The sequence below is a fragment of the Streptomyces sp. NPDC054765 genome (genome assembly GCF_053612065.1).
Genome location: NZ_JBSHBP010000074.1, coordinates 20,390 through 38,204, shown reverse-complemented (window position 1 = coordinate 38,204; position 17,815 = coordinate 20,390). Strand labels below are relative to the sequence as shown.

Annotated in this window: 15 protein-coding genes and 3 pseudogenes; 7 read left to right on the top strand and 11 right to left on the bottom strand. The window is 72.1% G+C overall.

Annotation, left to right across the window (positions count from 1 at the left end; translation table 11 throughout):
• Positions 1 to 132: 132 nt before the first annotated feature.
• The 3 genes and pseudogenes from ACWGJY_RS32205 to ACWGJY_RS32195 all read right to left on the bottom strand — a co-directional run.
• Positions 133 to 1,530: an N-acetyltransferase family protein gene (locus ACWGJY_RS32205; RefSeq protein WP_453264401.1), complete on the bottom strand. Its 1,398-nt coding sequence runs from the start codon at positions 1,528 to 1,530 to the stop codon at positions 133 to 135.
• An 84-nt stretch (positions 1,531 to 1,614) separates the two neighbouring features.
• Positions 1,615 to 3,240 (bottom strand): alkaline phosphatase D family protein, encoded by a 1,626-nt coding sequence (locus tag ACWGJY_RS32200; protein WP_453264400.1) that lies wholly within the window; start codon positions 3,238 to 3,240, stop codon positions 1,615 to 1,617.
• A gap of 399 nt (positions 3,241 to 3,639) precedes the next feature.
• Positions 3,640 to 4,046, bottom strand: a pseudogene (locus ACWGJY_RS32195) (alpha/beta fold hydrolase); the annotation flags it as partial.
• Between the two features lie 198 nt (positions 4,047 to 4,244).
• Between ACWGJY_RS32195 and ACWGJY_RS32190 the strand changes: the two are divergent.
• Entirely contained in the window at positions 4,245 to 5,138 is an 894-nt protein-coding gene (locus ACWGJY_RS32190) for an RNA polymerase sigma-70 factor (protein WP_453264399.1), read from the top strand.
• Here ACWGJY_RS32190 and ACWGJY_RS32185 read toward each other — a convergent pair.
• Entirely contained in the window at positions 5,090 to 5,755 is a 666-nt protein-coding gene (locus ACWGJY_RS32185; RefSeq protein WP_453264398.1) for an aspartate/glutamate racemase family protein, read from the bottom strand. The genes ACWGJY_RS32190 and ACWGJY_RS32185 overlap by 49 nt on opposite strands.
• 256 nt (positions 5,756 to 6,011) lie before the next feature.
• Between ACWGJY_RS32185 and ACWGJY_RS32180 the strand changes: the two genes are divergently transcribed.
• Entirely contained in the window at positions 6,012 to 6,758 is a 747-nt protein-coding gene (locus ACWGJY_RS32180; RefSeq protein ID WP_453264397.1) for a GntR family transcriptional regulator, read from the top strand.
• Between the two features lie 128 nt (positions 6,759 to 6,886).
• Here the strand turns inward: ACWGJY_RS32180 and ACWGJY_RS32175 are convergent, their stop codons facing one another.
• The gene (locus ACWGJY_RS32175) at positions 6,887 to 8,074 is read right to left on the bottom strand and encodes an ROK family protein (protein ID WP_453264396.1); all 1,188 of its coding nucleotides are present in this window, start codon (positions 8,072 to 8,074) and stop codon (positions 6,887 to 6,889) included.
• Positions 8,075 to 8,269: 195 nt separating this feature from the next.
• Here ACWGJY_RS32175 and ACWGJY_RS32170 point away from each other — a divergent pair, with 195 nt between their 5' ends.
• Positions 8,270 to 8,719 carry a hypothetical protein gene (locus ACWGJY_RS32170; protein WP_453264395.1) on the top strand — a complete coding sequence of 150 codons (450 nt, stop codon included), beginning with the start codon at positions 8,270 to 8,272 and terminating at the stop codon, positions 8,717 to 8,719.
• Here the strand turns inward: ACWGJY_RS32170 and ACWGJY_RS32165 are convergent.
• The 5 genes from ACWGJY_RS32165 to purB all read right to left on the bottom strand — a co-directional run bounded on the left by ACWGJY_RS32165 (position 8,713) and on the right by purB (position 14,234).
• The gene (locus tag ACWGJY_RS32165) at positions 8,713 to 9,729 is read right to left on the bottom strand and encodes a TolB family protein (protein ID WP_453264407.1); all 1,017 of its coding nucleotides are present in this window, start codon (positions 9,727 to 9,729) and stop codon (positions 8,713 to 8,715) included. The two genes, ACWGJY_RS32170 and ACWGJY_RS32165, sit on opposite strands and share 7 nt — an antisense overlap.
• Positions 9,730 to 9,740: 11 nt before the next feature.
• Positions 9,741 to 11,105, bottom strand: coding sequence for an MFS transporter (locus ACWGJY_RS32160; protein WP_453264394.1), 1,365 nt, complete (start codon positions 11,103 to 11,105; stop codon positions 9,741 to 9,743).
• Position 11,106: 1 nt separating this feature from the next.
• Positions 11,107 to 11,985, bottom strand: a complete 879-nt coding sequence (locus tag ACWGJY_RS32155) for an alkaline phosphatase family protein (RefSeq protein WP_453264406.1) — start codon at positions 11,983 to 11,985, stop codon at positions 11,107 to 11,109.
• Between the two features lie 246 nt (positions 11,986 to 12,231).
• Complete coding sequence (mug, locus tag ACWGJY_RS32150; protein ID WP_453264393.1) at positions 12,232 to 12,789, bottom strand: G/U mismatch-specific DNA glycosylase; 558 nt, start codon at positions 12,787 to 12,789, stop codon at positions 12,232 to 12,234.
• Positions 12,790 to 12,800: 11 nt separating this feature from the next.
• The gene (gene purB, locus ACWGJY_RS32145; RefSeq protein WP_453264405.1) at positions 12,801 to 14,234 is read right to left on the bottom strand and encodes an adenylosuccinate lyase; all 1,434 of its coding nucleotides are present in this window, start codon (positions 14,232 to 14,234) and stop codon (positions 12,801 to 12,803) included.
• Positions 14,235 to 14,658: 424 nt separating this feature from the next.
• Here purB and ACWGJY_RS32140 point away from each other — a divergent pair.
• The 4 genes and pseudogenes from ACWGJY_RS32140 to ACWGJY_RS32125 all read left to right on the top strand — a co-directional run.
• A pseudogene (locus tag ACWGJY_RS32140) lies at positions 14,659 to 14,925 on the top strand (hypothetical protein); the annotation flags it as partial.
• Positions 14,922 to 15,510 (top strand): annotated as a pseudogene (locus ACWGJY_RS32135) (nucleotidyl transferase AbiEii/AbiGii toxin family protein). The pseudogenes ACWGJY_RS32140 and ACWGJY_RS32135, both read left to right, overlap by 4 nt.
• A 443-nt stretch (positions 15,511 to 15,953) precedes the next feature.
• On the top strand, positions 15,954 to 16,190 hold the full coding sequence (locus ACWGJY_RS32130) for a hypothetical protein (protein ID WP_453264392.1): 237 nt from the start codon (positions 15,954 to 15,956) through the stop codon (positions 16,188 to 16,190).
• Between the two features lie 134 nt (positions 16,191 to 16,324).
• Positions 16,325 to 17,470 (top strand): Fic family protein, encoded by a 1,146-nt coding sequence (locus tag ACWGJY_RS32125; RefSeq protein WP_453264391.1) that lies wholly within the window; start codon positions 16,325 to 16,327, stop codon positions 17,468 to 17,470.
• Here ACWGJY_RS32125 and ACWGJY_RS32120 read toward each other — a convergent pair.
• Positions 17,455 to 17,664 carry a hypothetical protein gene (locus tag ACWGJY_RS32120; protein ID WP_453264390.1) on the bottom strand — a complete coding sequence of 70 codons (210 nt, stop codon included), beginning with the start codon at positions 17,662 to 17,664 and terminating at the stop codon, positions 17,455 to 17,457. The genes ACWGJY_RS32125 and ACWGJY_RS32120 overlap by 16 nt on opposite strands.
• Positions 17,665 to 17,815: the final 151 nt, after the last annotated feature.

Here is a 17,815-nt window from a genome sequence, read left to right as displayed (position 1 = left end):
GCCACACATCAACCCGCCTTAACTCCCTTTTGTTTTACCGGCCCCATGCCAAACCTCGGGGGCCGGGGGGGGGGGGCACCCCCCGCCCCGGCCTTCAGGCTTCGGTGCCTGCCGGGCACCGCGGGGCGCTGCTCAGCGGCGCGCCGTGCCGTCCTGGATCCGTACGCTCTCCCGCGGCATCCGCCGGGCGGGCAGACCCGTCGGGCGCGCGGTGATCACGAGGGTGCCTTCCTCGATCTGGTAGTCGAGCGGCAGCCCGAGGCCGCGCATCGCCGCCACCATGCCGGTGTTCGAGGCCTGGGTGATCGCATAGACGCTTGCGCAGCCGGTTTCGGCCGCCATCGCCACCAGCCGGCGCAGCAGTTCGGCGCCGATGCCACGCTGCTGCCAGGAGTCCTCGACCAGCAACGCGACCTCGGTCTCGTCGCCGTCCCACAGCAGATGGCCGAGCGCCACCAGCCGGCCGGACGCGGTCTCCACCGCCAGGGTGCGCCCGAACCGCGGGCTGAGCAGATGGCCGAGGTAGCGGTCCGCGTCACCGACCGGGCCGTGGTAGCGCAGCCCGAGGGTCTGCGCCGAGCAGCGGTCGTGCATCTCGCGGGCCGCGGCCAGATCCGAGGTGTCGGCGCGGCGGACGGTGATCTCGTTGCCCTCGGGCAGCGTCAGCACCTCACGCCGCGGCGGCACCCGCTGGCCGAGTCTGGCGTCCAGGTCGACCAGCGCACGGACCCGGGCGAACTCGGTCGGCGTGAACGGCACGTGCGGCCTTTCGATGGTGAGCGAGCCCCCGGAGGGGTCGCGGAACTTCATGAGGTGCTCCTCCAGCACGCCCTCCGTGGGCACCTGCTCCGCGAGCGGCTGCCCGCGCAGCGAGCGCGCGGGCACCGAACGGATCGTGCAGCGCCCCAGCAACTGCCGCAGGGCCAGGGGGAGTTCCGAGGAATCCAGCGCCGTGCGGGTCGCCAGGCCCAGCATCCGGGTCGGCGCATCGACGAGATCGTGCGCATCGGCCCGCTCCAGCCAGCTGTGCGCGCCACCCGCCTCGGCCACCGTACGGGTCAGCTCTGCGGGCGTCAGCGCGTCCGGTGCGCGCAGCAGGAACTCGTCGACCGTGCCGTCGGACAGCGGGTGGGTCTGCAGGCTGAGGATGTCCACCCGCCGCGCGGCCAGCGCCGTGCACAGCGCGGCCAGGCTGCCGGGCTCGTCCCGGACCGTGGTCCGCATCCGCCACAGCACCGTCTCCTGCCCTGCGGCCTCAGGGGCCTGCCCGGCGGGGGACGGCACCGTGGCGCCGGTATCGGTCGGCGGCGGGGCGTTTTCGTGGCGTCGTGACCACCAGACATGGAAGCCTGCCGTGGCCAGCAGAGCGACCGCGGCGGAGCACAGCATCACCGGGCCCGACGGGCCGTGCGCGACGGTGTTGGCAAGGGCATCGGCCACCGCCACGGCGGTGAACAGGGCGGCCAGCTCGACGATGTCCCGCCGCCAGTGATGGCGGCGGGTGGAACGGGCGGAGGATGCTTCAGTCATGCACACAAGCCTGGCGGACAGGTGTTGCCTGATCGCCAACACATTGTGTCCGACGGGTAAAAGACGCAATCGACGCATTGGCCTCTACTGTCCTACCCGTCCCGGTTGCAGCACCTTGCTGAACAACACCTCGCCGCCTTCCTGACACAGCCGCACCGTCAGCTCCCCGCTACCCCCGTCGATATCGATCTCGCCGAAGTACTGCGGACTCTCCGCAGGGGAGGTGTCGGCACGCTCCGGTGCCTTGATGAACGGCTGCTGCGGTCCGAACGTTCCATCCAGTTTCAGCGCCTGGAACCCGCCCGCGTGCAGCGGCCCCGACACGAACTCCCAGAACGGTTCGAAGTCCTGGAACGCCGCCCGCTCCGGCGCGTAATGCTGCGCCGCGGTGTAGTGAACGTCCGTCGTCAGCCACACGGTGCCGGTCACCCGGTCGTGCTTGATGTGGCGCAGCAGCTCGGCCAGCTGCAGTTCGCGCCCCAGCGGAGCGCCCGGATCGCCCTGCGCCAGCGCCTCGAAGTCAGTCTTGCCGTCCGGGACGACCAGACCCAGCGGCATATCGGAGGCGATCACCTTCCACACCGCATGCGAGCGGGACAGCTCTCGCTTGAGCCAGCGCAGCTGCCCGGCCCCGAGAATGCCCTGCGGATCGTCGGTCTGCCGGTCCGGTGAATTGGCGTTCCGGTAGCGGCGCATGTCCAGTACGAAGACGTCGAGCAGCGGGCCGTGGTGCACCACGCGGTAGACCCGGCCGCCCCCGTCGGGACGCAGCGTACGGATCGGGAAGTACTCGCTGAAGGCGCGCAGCGAGCGTGCGGAGAGCACATCGGTGTCCTTCACCGTGTACCGGTCGTCATCGAGCAGTTGCCCCGGGTACCAGTTGTTGTGCACCTCGTGGTCGTCCCACTGCGTGATCGTCGGTACCTGCGCGTTGAACCGGCGCAGATTGTCGTCCAGCAGGTTGTAGCGGAACGCGCCACGGAACTCCGCCAGCGTCTCGGCGACCTTCGCCTTCTCCTCAGTCGTCACATTCCGCCAGATCCGGCCGTCCGGCAGGGTCACCCGCTCAGGGATCGGGTTGTCGGCGTAGATGTTGTCGCCGCTGCACAGGAAGAAGTCCGGGTTCCGGCGCCGCATGTCCTCGTAGATGCGGTAGCCGCCGCGGTCCGGGTTGATGCCCCAGCCCTGGCCGGCCAGATCGCCCGACCAGTGGAAGCGGATGCCCTCCTGCTGCCCGCCGCCGCCCGGTCCGGGAGCGCTGCGTGAGGTACCGGTGGCGATGCGGCCCGTGGGCGCCGTGCGGAAGGTGCCGGTGACCGGCTCGCCGGTGCGCCGGGGGTCGTCCGGGTCCGCGAGCAGCACCCGGTAGTGGATCTGCTCACCGGCGGGCAGGTCGTGCAGCGAGGTGACGCCGGTGAAGTCCGTCCCCGCCCCGATCACCGGGCCGCGCCAGGATCTGGCGTGACGGAACGACTCGGTCGCCGCGGTCTGCACCACCATCCGGGCCGGGCGGTCGGACCGCACCCACACCAGGCCGGAGGACGTGGTCACATCCCCGACCTGCACGCCCCAGTCGGCGCTGGGCCGCCCGCCGCGGGCCTGCGCCGGGGCGGCACCGGAGATGGCGGGCAGTGCCAGCGCCGCCGTGCCCGCCGCCGCGCCCTGCAACAGCGACCGCCGTCCGAAGCCGCCGCCGGATCCCTGCGCCATGTCCAACCTCCATGCCTCGCCCGATTCCACTGCCGCCCCGTTCGTATCGCTGTCCGGTGCCCCGCAGCCGAACGGACGGTGAACAGCGGTCCGTTCGTGGTGCGTTCATGGTCCGTTCGGGGCCGTTCGCGGTCCGTGGTGCGTCCCTCGCCCTTCGCCCTTCGTCCTTCGCCCGTACGGGTCCTGGTCCCTGCGGCCCACCGGACCCGGGCCATGGTCGCAAGACCACCGGCCGATCGCCAGGACAACGCGGGGACGTTTACGGTCCTGGTACGCGCTGCCGGAACGGCGGCCCCGAGGAAGGTGACCTCATGCCGGCCGACGGCTCCGCCGCAATCCGCATCGCCCGCCGTCCCGCGATCTTGCCGCGGCCGAACGCTTCCGGGAAGCGGGCCCTCGTCAGGACGCGGCCCGGCGCACGGTGTCGAGGATGACCCGCGCCACCAGCGCCGGATCGTCGTGCATCGGCACATGCCCGCAGCCCGGCAGCCGTACCAGCCGCGCGCCGGGAATCGTGTGCTTGGCGGCCTCGGCCGAACGGCGGCCGGGACGGGCGTAGCCGGTGCCGGTCAGCGAGGCGCGGCCCAGGGCGGTCCGGGCCAGGGACTCCACCATCTGCGGGGGCAGCGCCTGCGCCCCCGCGTACATGCCGCGCAGCACACCGAAGGCGTCACGCCGCTCGGCCGGGGTCCAGAAACCGGCGGGCGAGAGCGCGGTGACCGACCGCACGCCCGCTCGCGGCCCAGCTCCAGGGCGAGCAGCCCGCCCTGCGAGTTCCCCGCGGGGTGACACGGGCGAAGGAGACCGGGGTGGCCATCAGAACTCCTTGGAGGTGCGGTGCTTGCGGTGGTGCCGGGCATGGCTGACACGATGCCGGCTGAGGCTACTGAGCGGTATGGGGCGGCCGGGGCGGGTGCCGGAGGCGCTCGTACCCCACGCGCCCGCGCCACCGCACTCCGCGGTTACCGCTGGACAAGGCGCGGGCGGCCCGGTGGGATGGAGGGGTGCCGAGTGAATGTGCGACCGATCTCACCGAAGTCTTCGAGGAACATCGCCCCGTCCTGTTCGGGGTGGCCTACCGGATGCTCGGCCGGGTGGCCGACGCCGAGGACGTGGTGCAGGACGCCTGGCTGCGCTGGACGGGAGCCGGCCGTGCCCAGGTACGTGAGCCGCGTGCCTTTCTCGTACGGATCACCACCCGGCTGGCCATCGACCGGCTGCGCCAGGTCCAGTCGCGGCGCGAGTCCTATGTGGGGCCGTGGCTGCCGGAGCCGCTGGCGACCGACTTCGGCGGCACCACCCAGGACACCGCGGACCGGGCGGTGTTCCACGAATCCGTCACCCTCGCCGTACTCGTCGTCCTGGAGTCGCTCTCCCCTCTGGAGCGCGCCGTGTTCGTGCTCCGCGAGGCCTTCGGCTATCCGTACGCGGAGATCGCCACCGTCCTCGACCGCGGCGAGCCCGCGGTACGCCAGCTGGCGGGCCGGGCCCGGCGCCATGTGGAGGAGGGCACACCGCGCTTCGAGGTCGACCCGGACCGGCAGCGCGAACTGACCGAGCGGTTTCTCGCCGCGGCGGCCGGTGACGACCTGGCGGGGCTGCTGAACCTGCTGGCCGCGGACGCGCGGCTGGTCGGGGACAGCGGCGGGAAGGCCAAGGCGCCCCTGCGGATCATCGAGTCCGCGGACAAGGTCGCCCGTTTCCTCTTCGGCGTCGCCAGGTCGGCGCCGCCCGGCATGGAGTTCACCCTCCTCGAACTCAACGGCCGGATCGCGCTGTTGGTGCACGACGGCGGGGTGCCGGACTCCGTCATCCAGCTCGGCATCCAGGACGGAAAGATCCGGACGGTCTACGTCGTCCGCAATCCGGAGAAGCTGGTGTCGCTCGCGGCCAGCTGAGCGGCGGCCCGCAGACCGGGCCGCGGGCTGGACAGCACCGGCACCCCGGCGCCGAGACCCTCGGCCGCCGGTGCCATGGAGGCCTGCGCCAGGACGATCACATCGGCGTCCCGGATCCCCCGCGCCGCGGAGGCGACCGCCGCCAGATAGCCGTCGTTGTCGCCGGCCTCGAAGCGCTCCCACGCGCCGGGCACCACCACGGCCCGCACGGTGACCCCGCGGCCGGCCCGTTCCGCCTCCTGCGCGATCAGGGCCCGGGTGGGGGCGAGGGTGCTCTCCAGCGCGGCGAGCACGGCGATGCGCGGGCCGGCGGCGACGGCGGCCGCGGCCATCGGACGGTCCACCCGGAGGACGGGGAGACCGAATGCTGCGCCCGCCTGCTCGGCGACCGAACCGATCGTCGAGCAGGTGCACAGCGCGGCCCGCGCGCCCTCCCGGGCCGCCCCCATGAGCGCCGAGGTGAGATCCTCCGCGACGGCCTCGGGCCCCTGCACCCTTGCCCGGTCGAGGAGTTCGGGCCGGACGAGGTGACGCAGCGTCAGCCCGGGGGCCTCCTCGTCACGCAGTGTGTCGAAGACGGGAACGTGGACGGGCGAGGTGTGCAGCAGAGCGAGCATGTCGGGGACGGTAGCGGGTGGCGTTGCCGAAGACGGGGGCGGGGCGGCCGGTACGGGCGGTTGTTCTGATCCGAAACGGATTCCGGATTGGTCTTGACCAAGGGTGGGGGCGGCCATATCGTCGGGATACTGCAACAACCTTTCATAAAGAAGCGCTCATCATCGGGCGCGCCGGCGGCCCGCAGGGGCAGGGCCTCGGGTGTGGGCCCGGACCCCATGGGGTGCGGCCCCGGTAACGGCCAGTGCGGAGGACAGGGTGGGGACCACGCAGCTCGAAACGGTGCCGGAGCCGAAGTACTGGCACCTCAAGACCGTGCTCAGCGATGCGCTGGACTCGGAGTTCGCGGTCGGCGAGATCCTGCCCAACGAGCGGGATCTGGCGGCGCGGTTCGGTGTCGCGCGGGCCACTCTGCGGCAGGCGCTCGATCAGCTGGAACTGGAAGGCAGGCTCCAGCGTCGCCGCGGTGTGGGCACCACGGTCGCACCACCGCGCGTCGGCGTCGCCGTCGACCCCGTCCGCCACACCTGGCCCGGTGCCGCCGGTGACGACTGGCAGCCGGTCGACGCCGTCGAGAGCGAGACGGTGCCCGCCGCGGTGGCCCGTCTGCTGGCGACGGCTCCCGGCGACCCGGTGCACATCGTGCGCCGCAGCCGGGTCACCCACGGCCGGCCCGTCGCCGCCGAGCTGCTGTACGTCCCGGCGCAGGTGGTCCCGGGCTGCCCGCCGGCGGCCACGCTGGGCGCCCCGGCCCGCGCCCGTGCCGTGCTGCGCGAGCTGCAGGCGCTGGAACTGGAGGGGCAGGACCGTACCGTCGAGCTCGGCTCGGCCCGTGCGGAGGACGCCAAGCAGCTGGACCGGCTGCCCGGTGCGCCCGTCCTGGTCGTCACCACCCGCTATGTCTCCGGGGGGCGCACGACGGCCGTTGCGGTCTCCACCTACCGTGCGGACACCTGCCGTCTGACCTTCGGCGAGAGCGACGCGGTCGCCCTGCTCGCGGGCTGAGCCGCCCGACGGCTGAGGTACGGGCTCCCGCCGGACGGCGCTCCGGTGGGAGCCCGTTCTCGGGTGGCCGGGGGCCGGGCCGACCCGGCCGATGCCGCGGAGCAGGCGTGCCGTACCGGCCGTCGGGGTCAGCGGCGGCCGGTCACCGCGTCGCGGCGCGCATGACGGCCCGTCACCGTACCCTCCACCGCGAAGAGTTCACCCTCCACGTGATCGAGCGCGAGCCGCAGCGCCCCGGTGGCGACCGCCGCCTCGCCCAGCTGCGACAGGGCGACCCGCGGCGGGCGCAGACAATAGCGCGCCAACTCCCCGCGCAACGGCCCCAGCACGCCGTCCAGTCCCGCCGCCCAGCCGCCGATCACCACCAGCTCCGGGTCGAGCGCCAGCACCAGGGCCGCGACATCGTGCACCAGCCGCCACAGGAAGCGGTCGACCGCCTCCCGCGCCTGTGCGTCGCCCTCCCGTGCCGCCGCGAACACCGCCGCGACCTGCGCCTCGTCCAGGGGGTGCAGCGGCTCTCCGGTCGTCGACAGCAGCTTCTCCGGTGTCGCCTCGCGGCCGAGCAGGTGCAGGGCGCCGATCTCCCCGGCGGCCCCGCCGAAGCCGCGGTGCAGGCGTCCGCCGATCAGCGAACCGGCCCCCGGGCTCAGCCCGGCCAGCACGAAAACGATGTCATCGGAGTCGGTGGCCGCACCCTGCCAGTGCTCGGCGACCGCGGCGGCATTCGCGTCGTTCTCGACCAGCACCGGGCAGCGGAACGACCGCCGCAGCCGCTCGCCCAGCGGCAGCCCCGTCCAGCCCGGCAGCGCGGTGCTCAGCCGTACCGTGCCGTCCGTCTCCACGATGCCGGGCCCGGCCACACCGACGGCCCGCAGCGAACTGCGGGGCACGCCCGTGCGGCGCAGCAGATCGCTGACGACGGCACGGACCCGCTCCAGCCGCTCGTCGGCCGGTGCGGTCTCCTCCACGGGGCGCTGTGCGGTGTCCAGCACCCGCCCGCTCAGATCGGACAGCAGGGCCGCGACGCGGTGCGGGCCGATCTCGATGCCCAGCAGATGGCCGGCCTCCGTACGGAACCGGTACCGGCGGGCCGGCCGCCCCTGGCGGCGCGTCTCGCCCTCCTCGGCGGCCGCCTCGGCCACCAGGCCGGCCTCGATGAGTCCCTCCACCACGCCCTCGACCGTCGGCCGGGACAGGCCCGTCACCTGGACGAGTTGGGTGAGCGTGGGGGAGTCCGCGGCGCGCAGCGCATGCAGCACCACAGCGGAGTTGATTCGTCGCAGCAGGGAGGGGTCCCCGCCGGTGAGCCGCCCCAACGTGTGTCTCCCTCGCTTTGCGTGTGTGGCGGATCGTAGCCGGTGAGAGGGTGCCCGGCGAGCCCTGGCGGGTACCGTCGCGGCGGTCGGCCGGGCGGTGCCGGCAGCGGTGGCGGGCCCCGGTCACTGCTGCGCAGGGAGGTGTGCGGGACCGGACGGGAGCCAATTGTCAGACCCGGCCGGTTTACTGACGGCATGACCATTGACGCGTATCTGGCCGCCGTCGACCGGTTGCGGCTCCGGGACTTCCCCGCTTCCCCGGGCCGCTCCGCCCTGGTCGGGAGCGGGCCGGGCTTCCACATAGCCGCCCTGCGGGTCAGCGGCGGGTTCTGGGATGCCGACCCCGCCGAGCTGGCGGAGGCCGAGGAGGAGTTCGAGGCGGGGCTGACGGCGCTGGTGCAGGCGCTGTCCTTACGGTGGGGGGAGCCGGAGACGCTCGACCTGGCAGAGCACTTGGAGCGGACGGCAATGGGCCTGCCCGTACGGCCGCCGCTGGACACCCTGTGCGGATATGTCCCGCACATGTACGGCTGGCGGGTGCAGGGCCGGTGGATCGGTGCGGGCGTGGGCCAGGGGGACCGCGAACTGCCGCTCCAGCTGCTGGTCGCGGTGGGGGAGGGGGACGTGGCGGACAGTCCTCAGTGAGAGAAGGCGGGGGCGAGCGCGGCGGTGATGAGGCGGCGCGGGGCGCCGGTGCCGTCGGCGGGGACGGTCCACAGGTCGGAGCCGAAATCGCCCGGCAGGGAGTAGACCAGCGTGTGGTGGTCACGCCAGACGGCCTGGTCGTCGACGTTGCGGTGTTCGCCGGTTGCGGTCTCGTGCTGGGTGCGCAGATCGAGGACGTAGAGCCGCCAAGGAGCGTCCGGGTCGGCGCCGTTGACGCGCTTCTTGTAGGCGATGCGGGTGCCGTCGGGGGAGAGCGAGGGACATTCGACGTTGGTGTGCAGGGCCCGGAGGGTTCCGGTGGACCGGTCGCCGTGGACGAGGTAGGTCTTTCCGCCGGTGGCGGCGGTGGCGTAGAAGTGGGTGTCGTCGGCGAAGGTGACGCCCCAGACGTTGAGGTCGGCCGCGTGGACAGGGTGTCCGCCGACGGTCAGCGCATAGGTCTCCAGGTTGGCGTCCAGATGCCAGGTGCGGGTGTCGACCAGGGAGGTACGGGTGGAGAAGGCGGTGCCCGCGTAGGAGTCGCCGCTGACGAAGACGGTCCAGGCGACGGTGTGGCCGCCGGGGGAGACCCGGGCACGGGTCGGGGTGCCGGCCAGGTCGTAGTGGCGCCGCTCGCGCAGCTGGTTGTCGAGGACGACGGCGCGGTAGGTGTCGCGGAGTCTGCCGTGGACGGCCTGCAGACAGATACCGGTGCCGGAGGCCTCGTGGAAGCGCAGGCAGTGGACGCCGGAGGCGGTGCGCGGGCCGGAGAGCCGGCCGGCCGGGACCGCGGTGATCTCGTCGCGGTGCGGGCCCCAGGCCATATTGCGGAAGAGGGCGTGCCGCGGGTCGTCCAGGCGGACCGTTCCGGAGGCCACGGCGGGGCCGCCGGCCTGGGTGCGGTCCTTCCGGGCGGCGCGCCCGGCGGCGTGCAGGGTCGCGCCGACGGCGACCCCGCCGAGTACGAGGGCGGTGGCCAGCAGGATGAGGAGCCGCGCGGTGCGGCTCAGCGGGGGGCGGCTCAAGGCGCTTGCTCCGATGGGGCGTTGAGGGACGGTGACGGCCCGGCGCGGCGCAGCAGACGGGCGCTGACGGCCACGGCGAGGGCAAGGCCGACGGCGGCGGCCAGGACGGCGGTGCCCTCGCCCCAGGCGGTCCAGACGGCGCCGAAGGTGAGGGAGCAGAGGAAGCGAGCGGCGGTCTGGCCGGTCTGTACCACGGCGAGCCCGCTGCCGCGGATGGCCTCGGGCACCGCGTCGGCGGTCGCGGCCGCCAGCACTCCGTCGGTTGCCGCGTAGAACGAGCCGTGCAGCGCGAGCACGGCACAGACCAGGGCCGTTCCGTCGCTCAGCGGGGCGAGCAGCAGCCCGTAGGCGCACAGCAGCGCCAGATGCCCCGCCAGGAACAGCCGCCGGCGGCCGATCCGGTCCGCGATCGCCCCCAGCGGCACCGCCAGCAACAGGAATGCCGTGGCGGTGCCCAGTGGCAGCAGCGGAAACCACCCGCCGGGCAGGTCCAGCCTCCGCTGCAGGGTCAGATAGAGGAAGGAGTCGCTGACGGTGGTCAGCCCCAGCAGCACCGCGCACCCGGTCAGCCGGCGCACCTCCGGCCGGCCCAGCAGTGCGCGCACCGGCGTCCGTGGCCCGGCCGGACCCCGCCGCCCGCCGCTGTCCTCCAGGGCAGCGGCGGGGCGGGTCGTCACGGCGCCCTGCGGGGCGGTCGCGGCCCGGCGCGGGACGAACAGCAGCAGGACCACGACGCCCAGTACGGCCACACAGAAGCTGACCGTGAAGACCGCGTCATAGCCTTCCGCCGCTGCCCGCAGCAGGACGAACGCCACCAGCGGCCCGCACAGTGCGCCCGCCGTGTCCATGGCCCGGTGCACCCCGAACGCCCGGCCACGGGCGGCCGGTTCGGCGGCCAGGGAGATCATGGCGTCGCGCGGTGCGGTCCGCAGCGCCTTACCGGTGCGGTCCACCGCCAGCACCGCCCCGATCAGCGGCAGCGAGTGCACCATCAGCAGCAACGGCTTGCAGAGGGCGGAGAGCCCGTACCCCACCACGGCCACCGCCTTGTGACCGCCGCCGCCCCGGTCGGACAGCCGGCCGCCCACCAGCCGGACCAGCGCGCTCACCCCGTTGTAGACCCCGTCCAGCACTCCGAACCCCCAAGGGGACAGCCCGAGTTCGGCGACGAGATACAGCGGGAGCACGGCCGTGACCATCTCCGAGGAGATGTCGGTGATGAGGCTGACGCTGCCCAGGACGAGCACCGTCGGGGGGACGGCGGGCACGGCGCGCCGGCCCGGACGCCGGTCCGGCCGGGCGCGCCGGTCACCGGGCGGAGCGGCGGGCGAAGGTGCGGAGCGGCGGTCCGCGAGATACACCTCAGCCGGCCCAGACGCCGCTGATGTCCTTGGCGTCGGCGGCGTTCCCCGCGTGGGAGGTGCCGTACATGTCCTCGAGGGTGCGCAGCACATCGTAGTGGTTGTAGGTGGTGGCGGAGGTGGCGCCGGCCTTGACCGGCCCGCCGTAGAGCACGGTCGGGATGCGGTTGCCGCTGAGCCGGTTGTCCTCGTCGAAGGTGAGCAGCAGCAGGCTGTTGTGGGTCCTGGCCCAGTCGGCATAGGCCTTGAGGTGGTTCTTCAGCCAGGTGTCACCGGTGGACACCGAGCAGTCGTGCATATCGCTGCACAGGTTCGGGACGACGAAGGAGACGGTGGGCAGCTTCGAGAAGTCGGTGGGGAAGGCGTCGAAGGTGTGCGCCGAGGCGGTGGGGACGTTGCTGAAGCCGAACCACGGGTTGTGCTTCTGCGCGTATGTGCCGCTCTTGCAGGTGGTCGAGCCCTCGGACGGCAGCGACTCGTTGTAGCTCGCCCAGGTCTTGCCGGCGGCCGTCACCTCGGAGGCGAGATTGGGGGCAGCGCTGAACCCCGGGTCGACGCAGCTGTCGTCGGTGACGCCCTGGGTGTCGCCCGAGAAGAGGGCGTAGTAGTTGGGCTGGCTGGGGTGGGTCTCGGCATAGGAGGCGGTGAGACTGGCACCACCGGAGGCCAGCGAGTTGATGTACGGGGCGCTGGAGCTGCCGATCACCTGGCCGTAGGCGTGGTTCTCGAAGACCACCACGACCACATGGTCGGGGGTGGGAACGCCGGCCGCGGCCGGCTCGGCACCGAAGCCGTTGCCCGCCCAGATGCCGAGTCCGGTGGTGGCGAGGGCGAACGCCCCGGCGAGCGCGCCGACCCGGCGACGGCGCGAGCGGCGGATGCGGTGGGAGGAGGGCGCGGCGGAAGACGAGGACGACGCAGCAGGCACGGGGGCCTCCACACGGAGAGGGGGGTGGGGGTGCGTGGGCGGCGATAGCGTAGAGCCGACAGGCTGACATGTACACGGCCAGGAGATGACGCGCAGCCGAACGGTCGCTGAGCGGTCGGGGCCGGATGCGTACGGGCCGCGCGCGGGCCCGGCGGGCGGTCCCTCACCCGCGTCGGCCGGGCACCCGCCCTCAGCGTCTCACGCGTCGTCGTCCGCCGCGAACGCCGCGGCGCGCAGCCGTCCGTACTCCTCCGCCAGCGTCGCCGGCGGCCAATGGGCGTTCAGCCCGCTCGGGTTGGGCAGCGCCCAGATACGGGTGTCGCCCAGGGTGCGTTCCTGCGGCCCGATCGCGGCGTGCTTGTCGTCGAAGGCGACGCGATAGGCGGTGACACCGGCGACCGCGAGCCAGCGCGGACGCAGCCGGGCCACCTTCCCGGCCAGCAGCCGGCCGCCCTCGCGGTACTCCTGCGCGGTCAGCTCGTCGGCCTTGGCGGTCGCCCGCGCCACGACGTTGGTGATGCCGAGGCCGTGGTCGAGCAACTCTTCCTGCTCGGCGGGCCGGAACTGGCGCGGGGTGAACCCGGCGGCGTACAGCACCGGCCAGAAGCGGTTGCCGGGCCGGGCGAAGTGGTGGCCGGTGGCCGCCGTCATCAGCCCGGGGTTGATACCGCAGAAGAGCACCCGAAGACCGCTCGCGGCCACGTCGGGAACGAGGCGGTCGCGAGCGGCTGCGAGCTCTTCGGGGGTGAAGCGCATGGGTCCTCGCGTCAGAGGATCGCGCCGGGCGTGTACGCCGCGGCTTCCGGGTGCTGCTCGGCGATCTCCCCGATCCGGGCGACGACGGACGCCACCTGGTCGGCCGCCGCGCCGGTGAAGGACAGCTTGTCCGCCATCAGGGCATCCAACTGTGCCTTGTCCAGCGGGATCCGCGCATCCGCGGCCAGCTTGTCCAGCAGTTCGTTGCGCTCCGCGCCCTGCTCGCGCATGGCCAGCGCCGACGCGACCGCGTTCTCCTTGATCGCCTCGTGCGCCTCCTCGCGGCCCACACCGGCGCGTACGGCACCCATCAGCACCTTGGTGGTGGCGAGGAAGGGGAGGTAGCGGTCCAGCTCGCGCGCGATGACGGCGGGGAAGGCGCCGAACTCGTCGAGCACGGTCAGGAAGGTCTCCAGCAACCCGTCCAGCGCGAAGAACGCGTCCGGCAGGGCGACCCGGCGCACCACGGAGCAGGACACATCGCCCTCGTTCCACTGGTCGCCGGAGAGCTCACCGGCCATCGAGGCGTAGCCGCGCAGGATCACCATCAGACCGTTGACGCGCTCGCAGGAGCGGGTGTTCATCTTGTGCGGCATCGCCGAGGAGCCGACCTGGCCCGGCTTGAAGCCCTCGGTGACCAGCTCGTGCCCGGCCATCAGACGGATGGTCTTGGCCAGCGAGGAGGGGGCGGCGGCCAGCTGCACCAGCGAGGTCACCACGTCGTAGTCGAGCGAGCGCGGGTAGACCTGGCCGACGGAGGTGAAGGCCTGCCCGAAGCCGAGGTGGGCGGCGATCCGCTGCTCCAGCCCGGCGAGCTTGGCCGCATCGCCGCCCAGCAGATCGAGCATGTCCTGTGCGGTGCCGACCGGGCCCTTGATGCCGCGCAGCGGGTAGCGGGAGAGCAGGTCCTCCAGCCGGGCGTACGCCACCAGCAGCTCATCGGCCGCGGTCGCGAAGCGCTTGCCGAGCGTCGTGGTCTGCGCGGCGACATTGTGCGAGCGGCCCGCCATCACCAGCTCGGCGTGCTGGGCGGCCAGCGAGCCCAGACGCGCCAGCACGGCGACGGTACGGTCCCGCATCAGCTCCAGCGACAGCCGCACCTGCAGCTGCTCGACGTTCTCCGTCAGGTCGCGGGACGTCATGCCCTTGTGGACCTGCTCATGGCCGGCGAGGGCGTTGAACTCCTCAATGCGGGCCTTGACATCGTGCCGGGTGACCTTCTCGCGCTCGGCGATGGAGGCCAGGTCGACGGTCTCCAGGACCCGTTCGTAGTCGGCCGGCGCCTGCTCGGGGACCTCCACCCCCAGGTCCTGCTGCGCACGCAGCACGGCAAGCCACAGCTTCCGCTCCAGCTTGACCTTGTACTCGGGGGACCACAGCACGGCCAGCTCCGCGGAGGCGTAGCGGCCGGCCAGGACATTGGGGATGCGAGGCTTCGCAGACACAGCAGTCACGTGGTCAGACTTTACCTTTCGTCTTCAGCGGTTCGTTACCGTCCACCAAGTCCATAAGGTCCAGATCAGAAGCTCCTGGACCACCGTCTCACAAACAGTGTGTGAGACATGCGTGAGACGAAGAGTCTTCTGGTCGCACTGAATCCTGGCGGGTCTCCGGTGCGGCGGAACGCCCCGCTCCACCGGCCCCGCACGGAGCTCCGGCCAGGCGGGTGCCTGCCCGTCGACGCACCGGAGGCTGGGCGGATCTCCACCCAGACTCCACATCGGCAAGCCGTGGTAAGTATCACGCGCGGCGGTGTAATCCCGGCGGTGCTGGAGCACCTTCTGTACGAGCTCGGCGTAAAGAGCCTGGCCGCCGGCGCCGCGCTCGCCCATCGTCTCGGGATCTACGACGTGGGGACCGTCGAGATCACCCGCCCGCGGCACGATCGACCTGCCGCTGCACGTGGTCTGGTCGGGCCGCCGCTCCTACGGCCTGGAGCAGCCGCGCTCCCGGATGGGCCTGTACCGCACCGTCCTGGCCGAGGGGAAGCGCCAGGACCTGATCGACTTCCTGAACCGGGATCTGCTCATCGCGCAGTGGCCTGTGCTGCGCACGTTGATCAGCCGCCCGATCCGGGCCCTATGGGAAGCGGCTTTCCCCGAGCTCACCGCAGCGAGCGCCGCGACAGCCGCGTGAACCTGACAGATCTGCACCGCCGGCTCCTGGCCGACGTCCTCGCTATCGGCACCCCCTACCCGCTGGTGATCACCGGCGGGTACGCCGTCCAGGCCCGCGGCCTGGTCGACCGGCTCTCCCAGGATCTGGACGTGGCCACCGAGACCCCGGCGCCTATCGACGAGATCATCCGTACGGTCGGCGACGGCCTGGCCGAGCGTGGCTGGGGCGTCCGGCACATCGAGTCCAGTCCGCTGTCGGGCCGGCTCATCGCCACCGCCCCACCACAGGTGGGGAGTGCGAGGTCGATGTCCTCAAGGAGGTGTTCTGGGCCCCGCCCACGGTCACCGAGTACGGTCCGGTTCTCTCGCTGGGCGACGTGATCGGCACCAAGGTCCGCGCACTCGCGGACCTTGGTGCGCGACCCGGCATCGCTCCATCGCCGACCTTGAAAACCTTGGCCGCCGCTATGCCCGCTTCGAATTCAGCCTCCACGACCTGCGCGACCGCCTCGCCGGCGCCGAGTGGTGGGATGACCAGGACTTCGCCGACTACAGCCTGAGCCCACAACAGGTAGCGGACCTGCCCGCTTGGGCCCTGGCTTGAGCCAGCGACCTTGACGGGCGGCTGGCACGGGAGGCAGACGCGGACGAGGACTGACCTGCCCGGTGTGCCGCAACACCGTCGAGCTCTTGGTCCGGGGAAGGTGGAGTGGCGAGACCACTATCCTGCGCTCGTGCGGCCACTGATGGCAGCCAGCCCCGGTCCCCAGAGTGGGGCAAGATCCGCCCCGCAGTGTTGCTGCCGCCGCGATGGAGAACGGCCCGCCTGTGGACGCCTGTTGAGAAGTGCGTAAGGCCGTCGCTCACGCCCCTGGACCGGACGTCGCCCGCCTGCTTCAGGCAGGGGCTGGCCTGTCGTAAACGCGCCCATGGCGCAGACCCTTGCAGCAGGCTGAGTCCATGACGTCCAACAACCAACCCGTGCCATTCGCGCCAGCCCCCCATGGATGGCGTATAGCCATCGGAAACCCGGAAGATCGCGACATCATGGTCGTCCCGATTGTCGGCTGGCAGTCGCTCCCCAAGGGGGCGCAGTGCTCCATCGGAACCTCTCCGCTGGAGCCGGTGGTGCTCTTCGACAACGTCCGGGAGCCCATCCTCTCCCCGCTGATCGACACCCTCACCAGCTGGGACGACGGCTCCTACGTCCACCAGGTGCTGGAGCCAGGTGCCATGGTGCGTGAGCTCCCCGAGGGCTGGAAGCTGACCGAGTACCGGGGCTGACGGCCACGATCGCGGCCCCGCCCGGCCTGCTAAATGCACCGCGAGTGGGGCTGCACCCTCTACCTGGACGCCGTGGTTGCCCATCTCCAGGAGGAGGGTTTGACATGATGATGCAGTCATGGTGTCATCGAGTCATGTTGTACAGGACTCCGGCGCTGGACGCCGACGACCACCGCGTCCTGGCGGAGATCGAGGAGATGCGGCACAAGCTGCGGCATCAGCTGCGTACGCAGCCACGGTGGTCGGGGCAGCTGCGGCGAAACCTGACGGCGCGCGCAATCGCCGGGTCGAACACGATCGAGGGCTACGCCGCGACCGTGGACGATGTCGAGGCGCTGATGGCCGGCGAGGAACCGCTGGAGACCGCAGACCGCACCCGGGTGGAGCTGGAGGGCTACCAGCGCGCGATGACCTACATCCAGGCCCTGGCGGATGCCGGACCGGAATTCCGTTACGACACGGGCCTGCTGGGCGGACTGCACTTCATGCTCCAAGGACACCACCTGGACAAGCGCCCAGGCCGCTGGCGGGACGGGCCGGTGTATGTCACCAGCCCCGACGACCCGCTCGTGCCCGCCTACACCGCCCCCGACTTCGACCAGGTTCCGGGCTTGATGACGGAGCTGATCGACTGGCTCAACGACGGTGACCTGGACGCGCCCGTACACGTCCGCGCATCGATGGCGCATCTGAACATGGTCAACGTCCACCCGTGGAAGGACGGAAACGGGCGCATGTCCCGCGCCGTGTCCACGCTGGTCTTCGCCCGTGAGGCCGAGCAGATGCTGCCGCCGGAGTTCTCCAGCATCGAGGAGTGGCTGGGCCGCGGCCAGAACACCTACGCCTACTACCAAGTCCTCCAGCAGGTCGGTGGCCCGCGCTGGAGTCCCGAGCGCGACACGCATCCGTGGATCCGCTTCTGCCTCGGCGCCCACCACCGCCAGGCCCAGCAGGCCCAGCGCCGCACCGACTTGCTCGCCCGCGCCTGGATCCACCTGGGCGAGGCCGCCTCCGCCGACGGCCTGGACGAACGCGTCGTCTACGCCCTGCTGCCCGTCTTCTGGGGCTCGAAGGTCCGCCGCACCGTCTACCAGCAGGACGCCGACCTCTCCGACCAGCAAGCCATCCGCGACATCCGCGACCTGGTCCGCATCGGCTGGCTGACCCCGCACGGCAAGGCCCGCGCCCGCCACTACGGCCCTGGCCCGCGCCTGGAGACCGCCCAGCAGGCGGTCCGTCAGTCCTTGGATCCGTTCGCCGACCCCTACCAGCGCAGCTGATCACCGGCCTGTGCGACCGTCGCGCCGGCGCCGAGCGGTGCGACACGAGAAGTTCGCCGCCTACGCCTCACCGACGAGCAGTTCGCGACCTTGCGTACCTGGGCCTTGGAGTGGGTCACCGACGACATCATCAGCCGCCGGTACTGCTCGGCGATAGGCAGGTGTTCGTCGTCCAGCGCGGGTTCGGCGACCACGAGCTCGTTGTAGACCTCCGCGAGGGCATCGAGACGTTGGGGCAGGCGGTCCGGTTGGCGGCCAGCCGGAGCCAGCCCTCCCGGTCACGCGGGCTTCCCAGTCGGCGGCGCGTGGCGCCCGCGATCCTCGTCGCGCTCCAGCTCAGCAGTA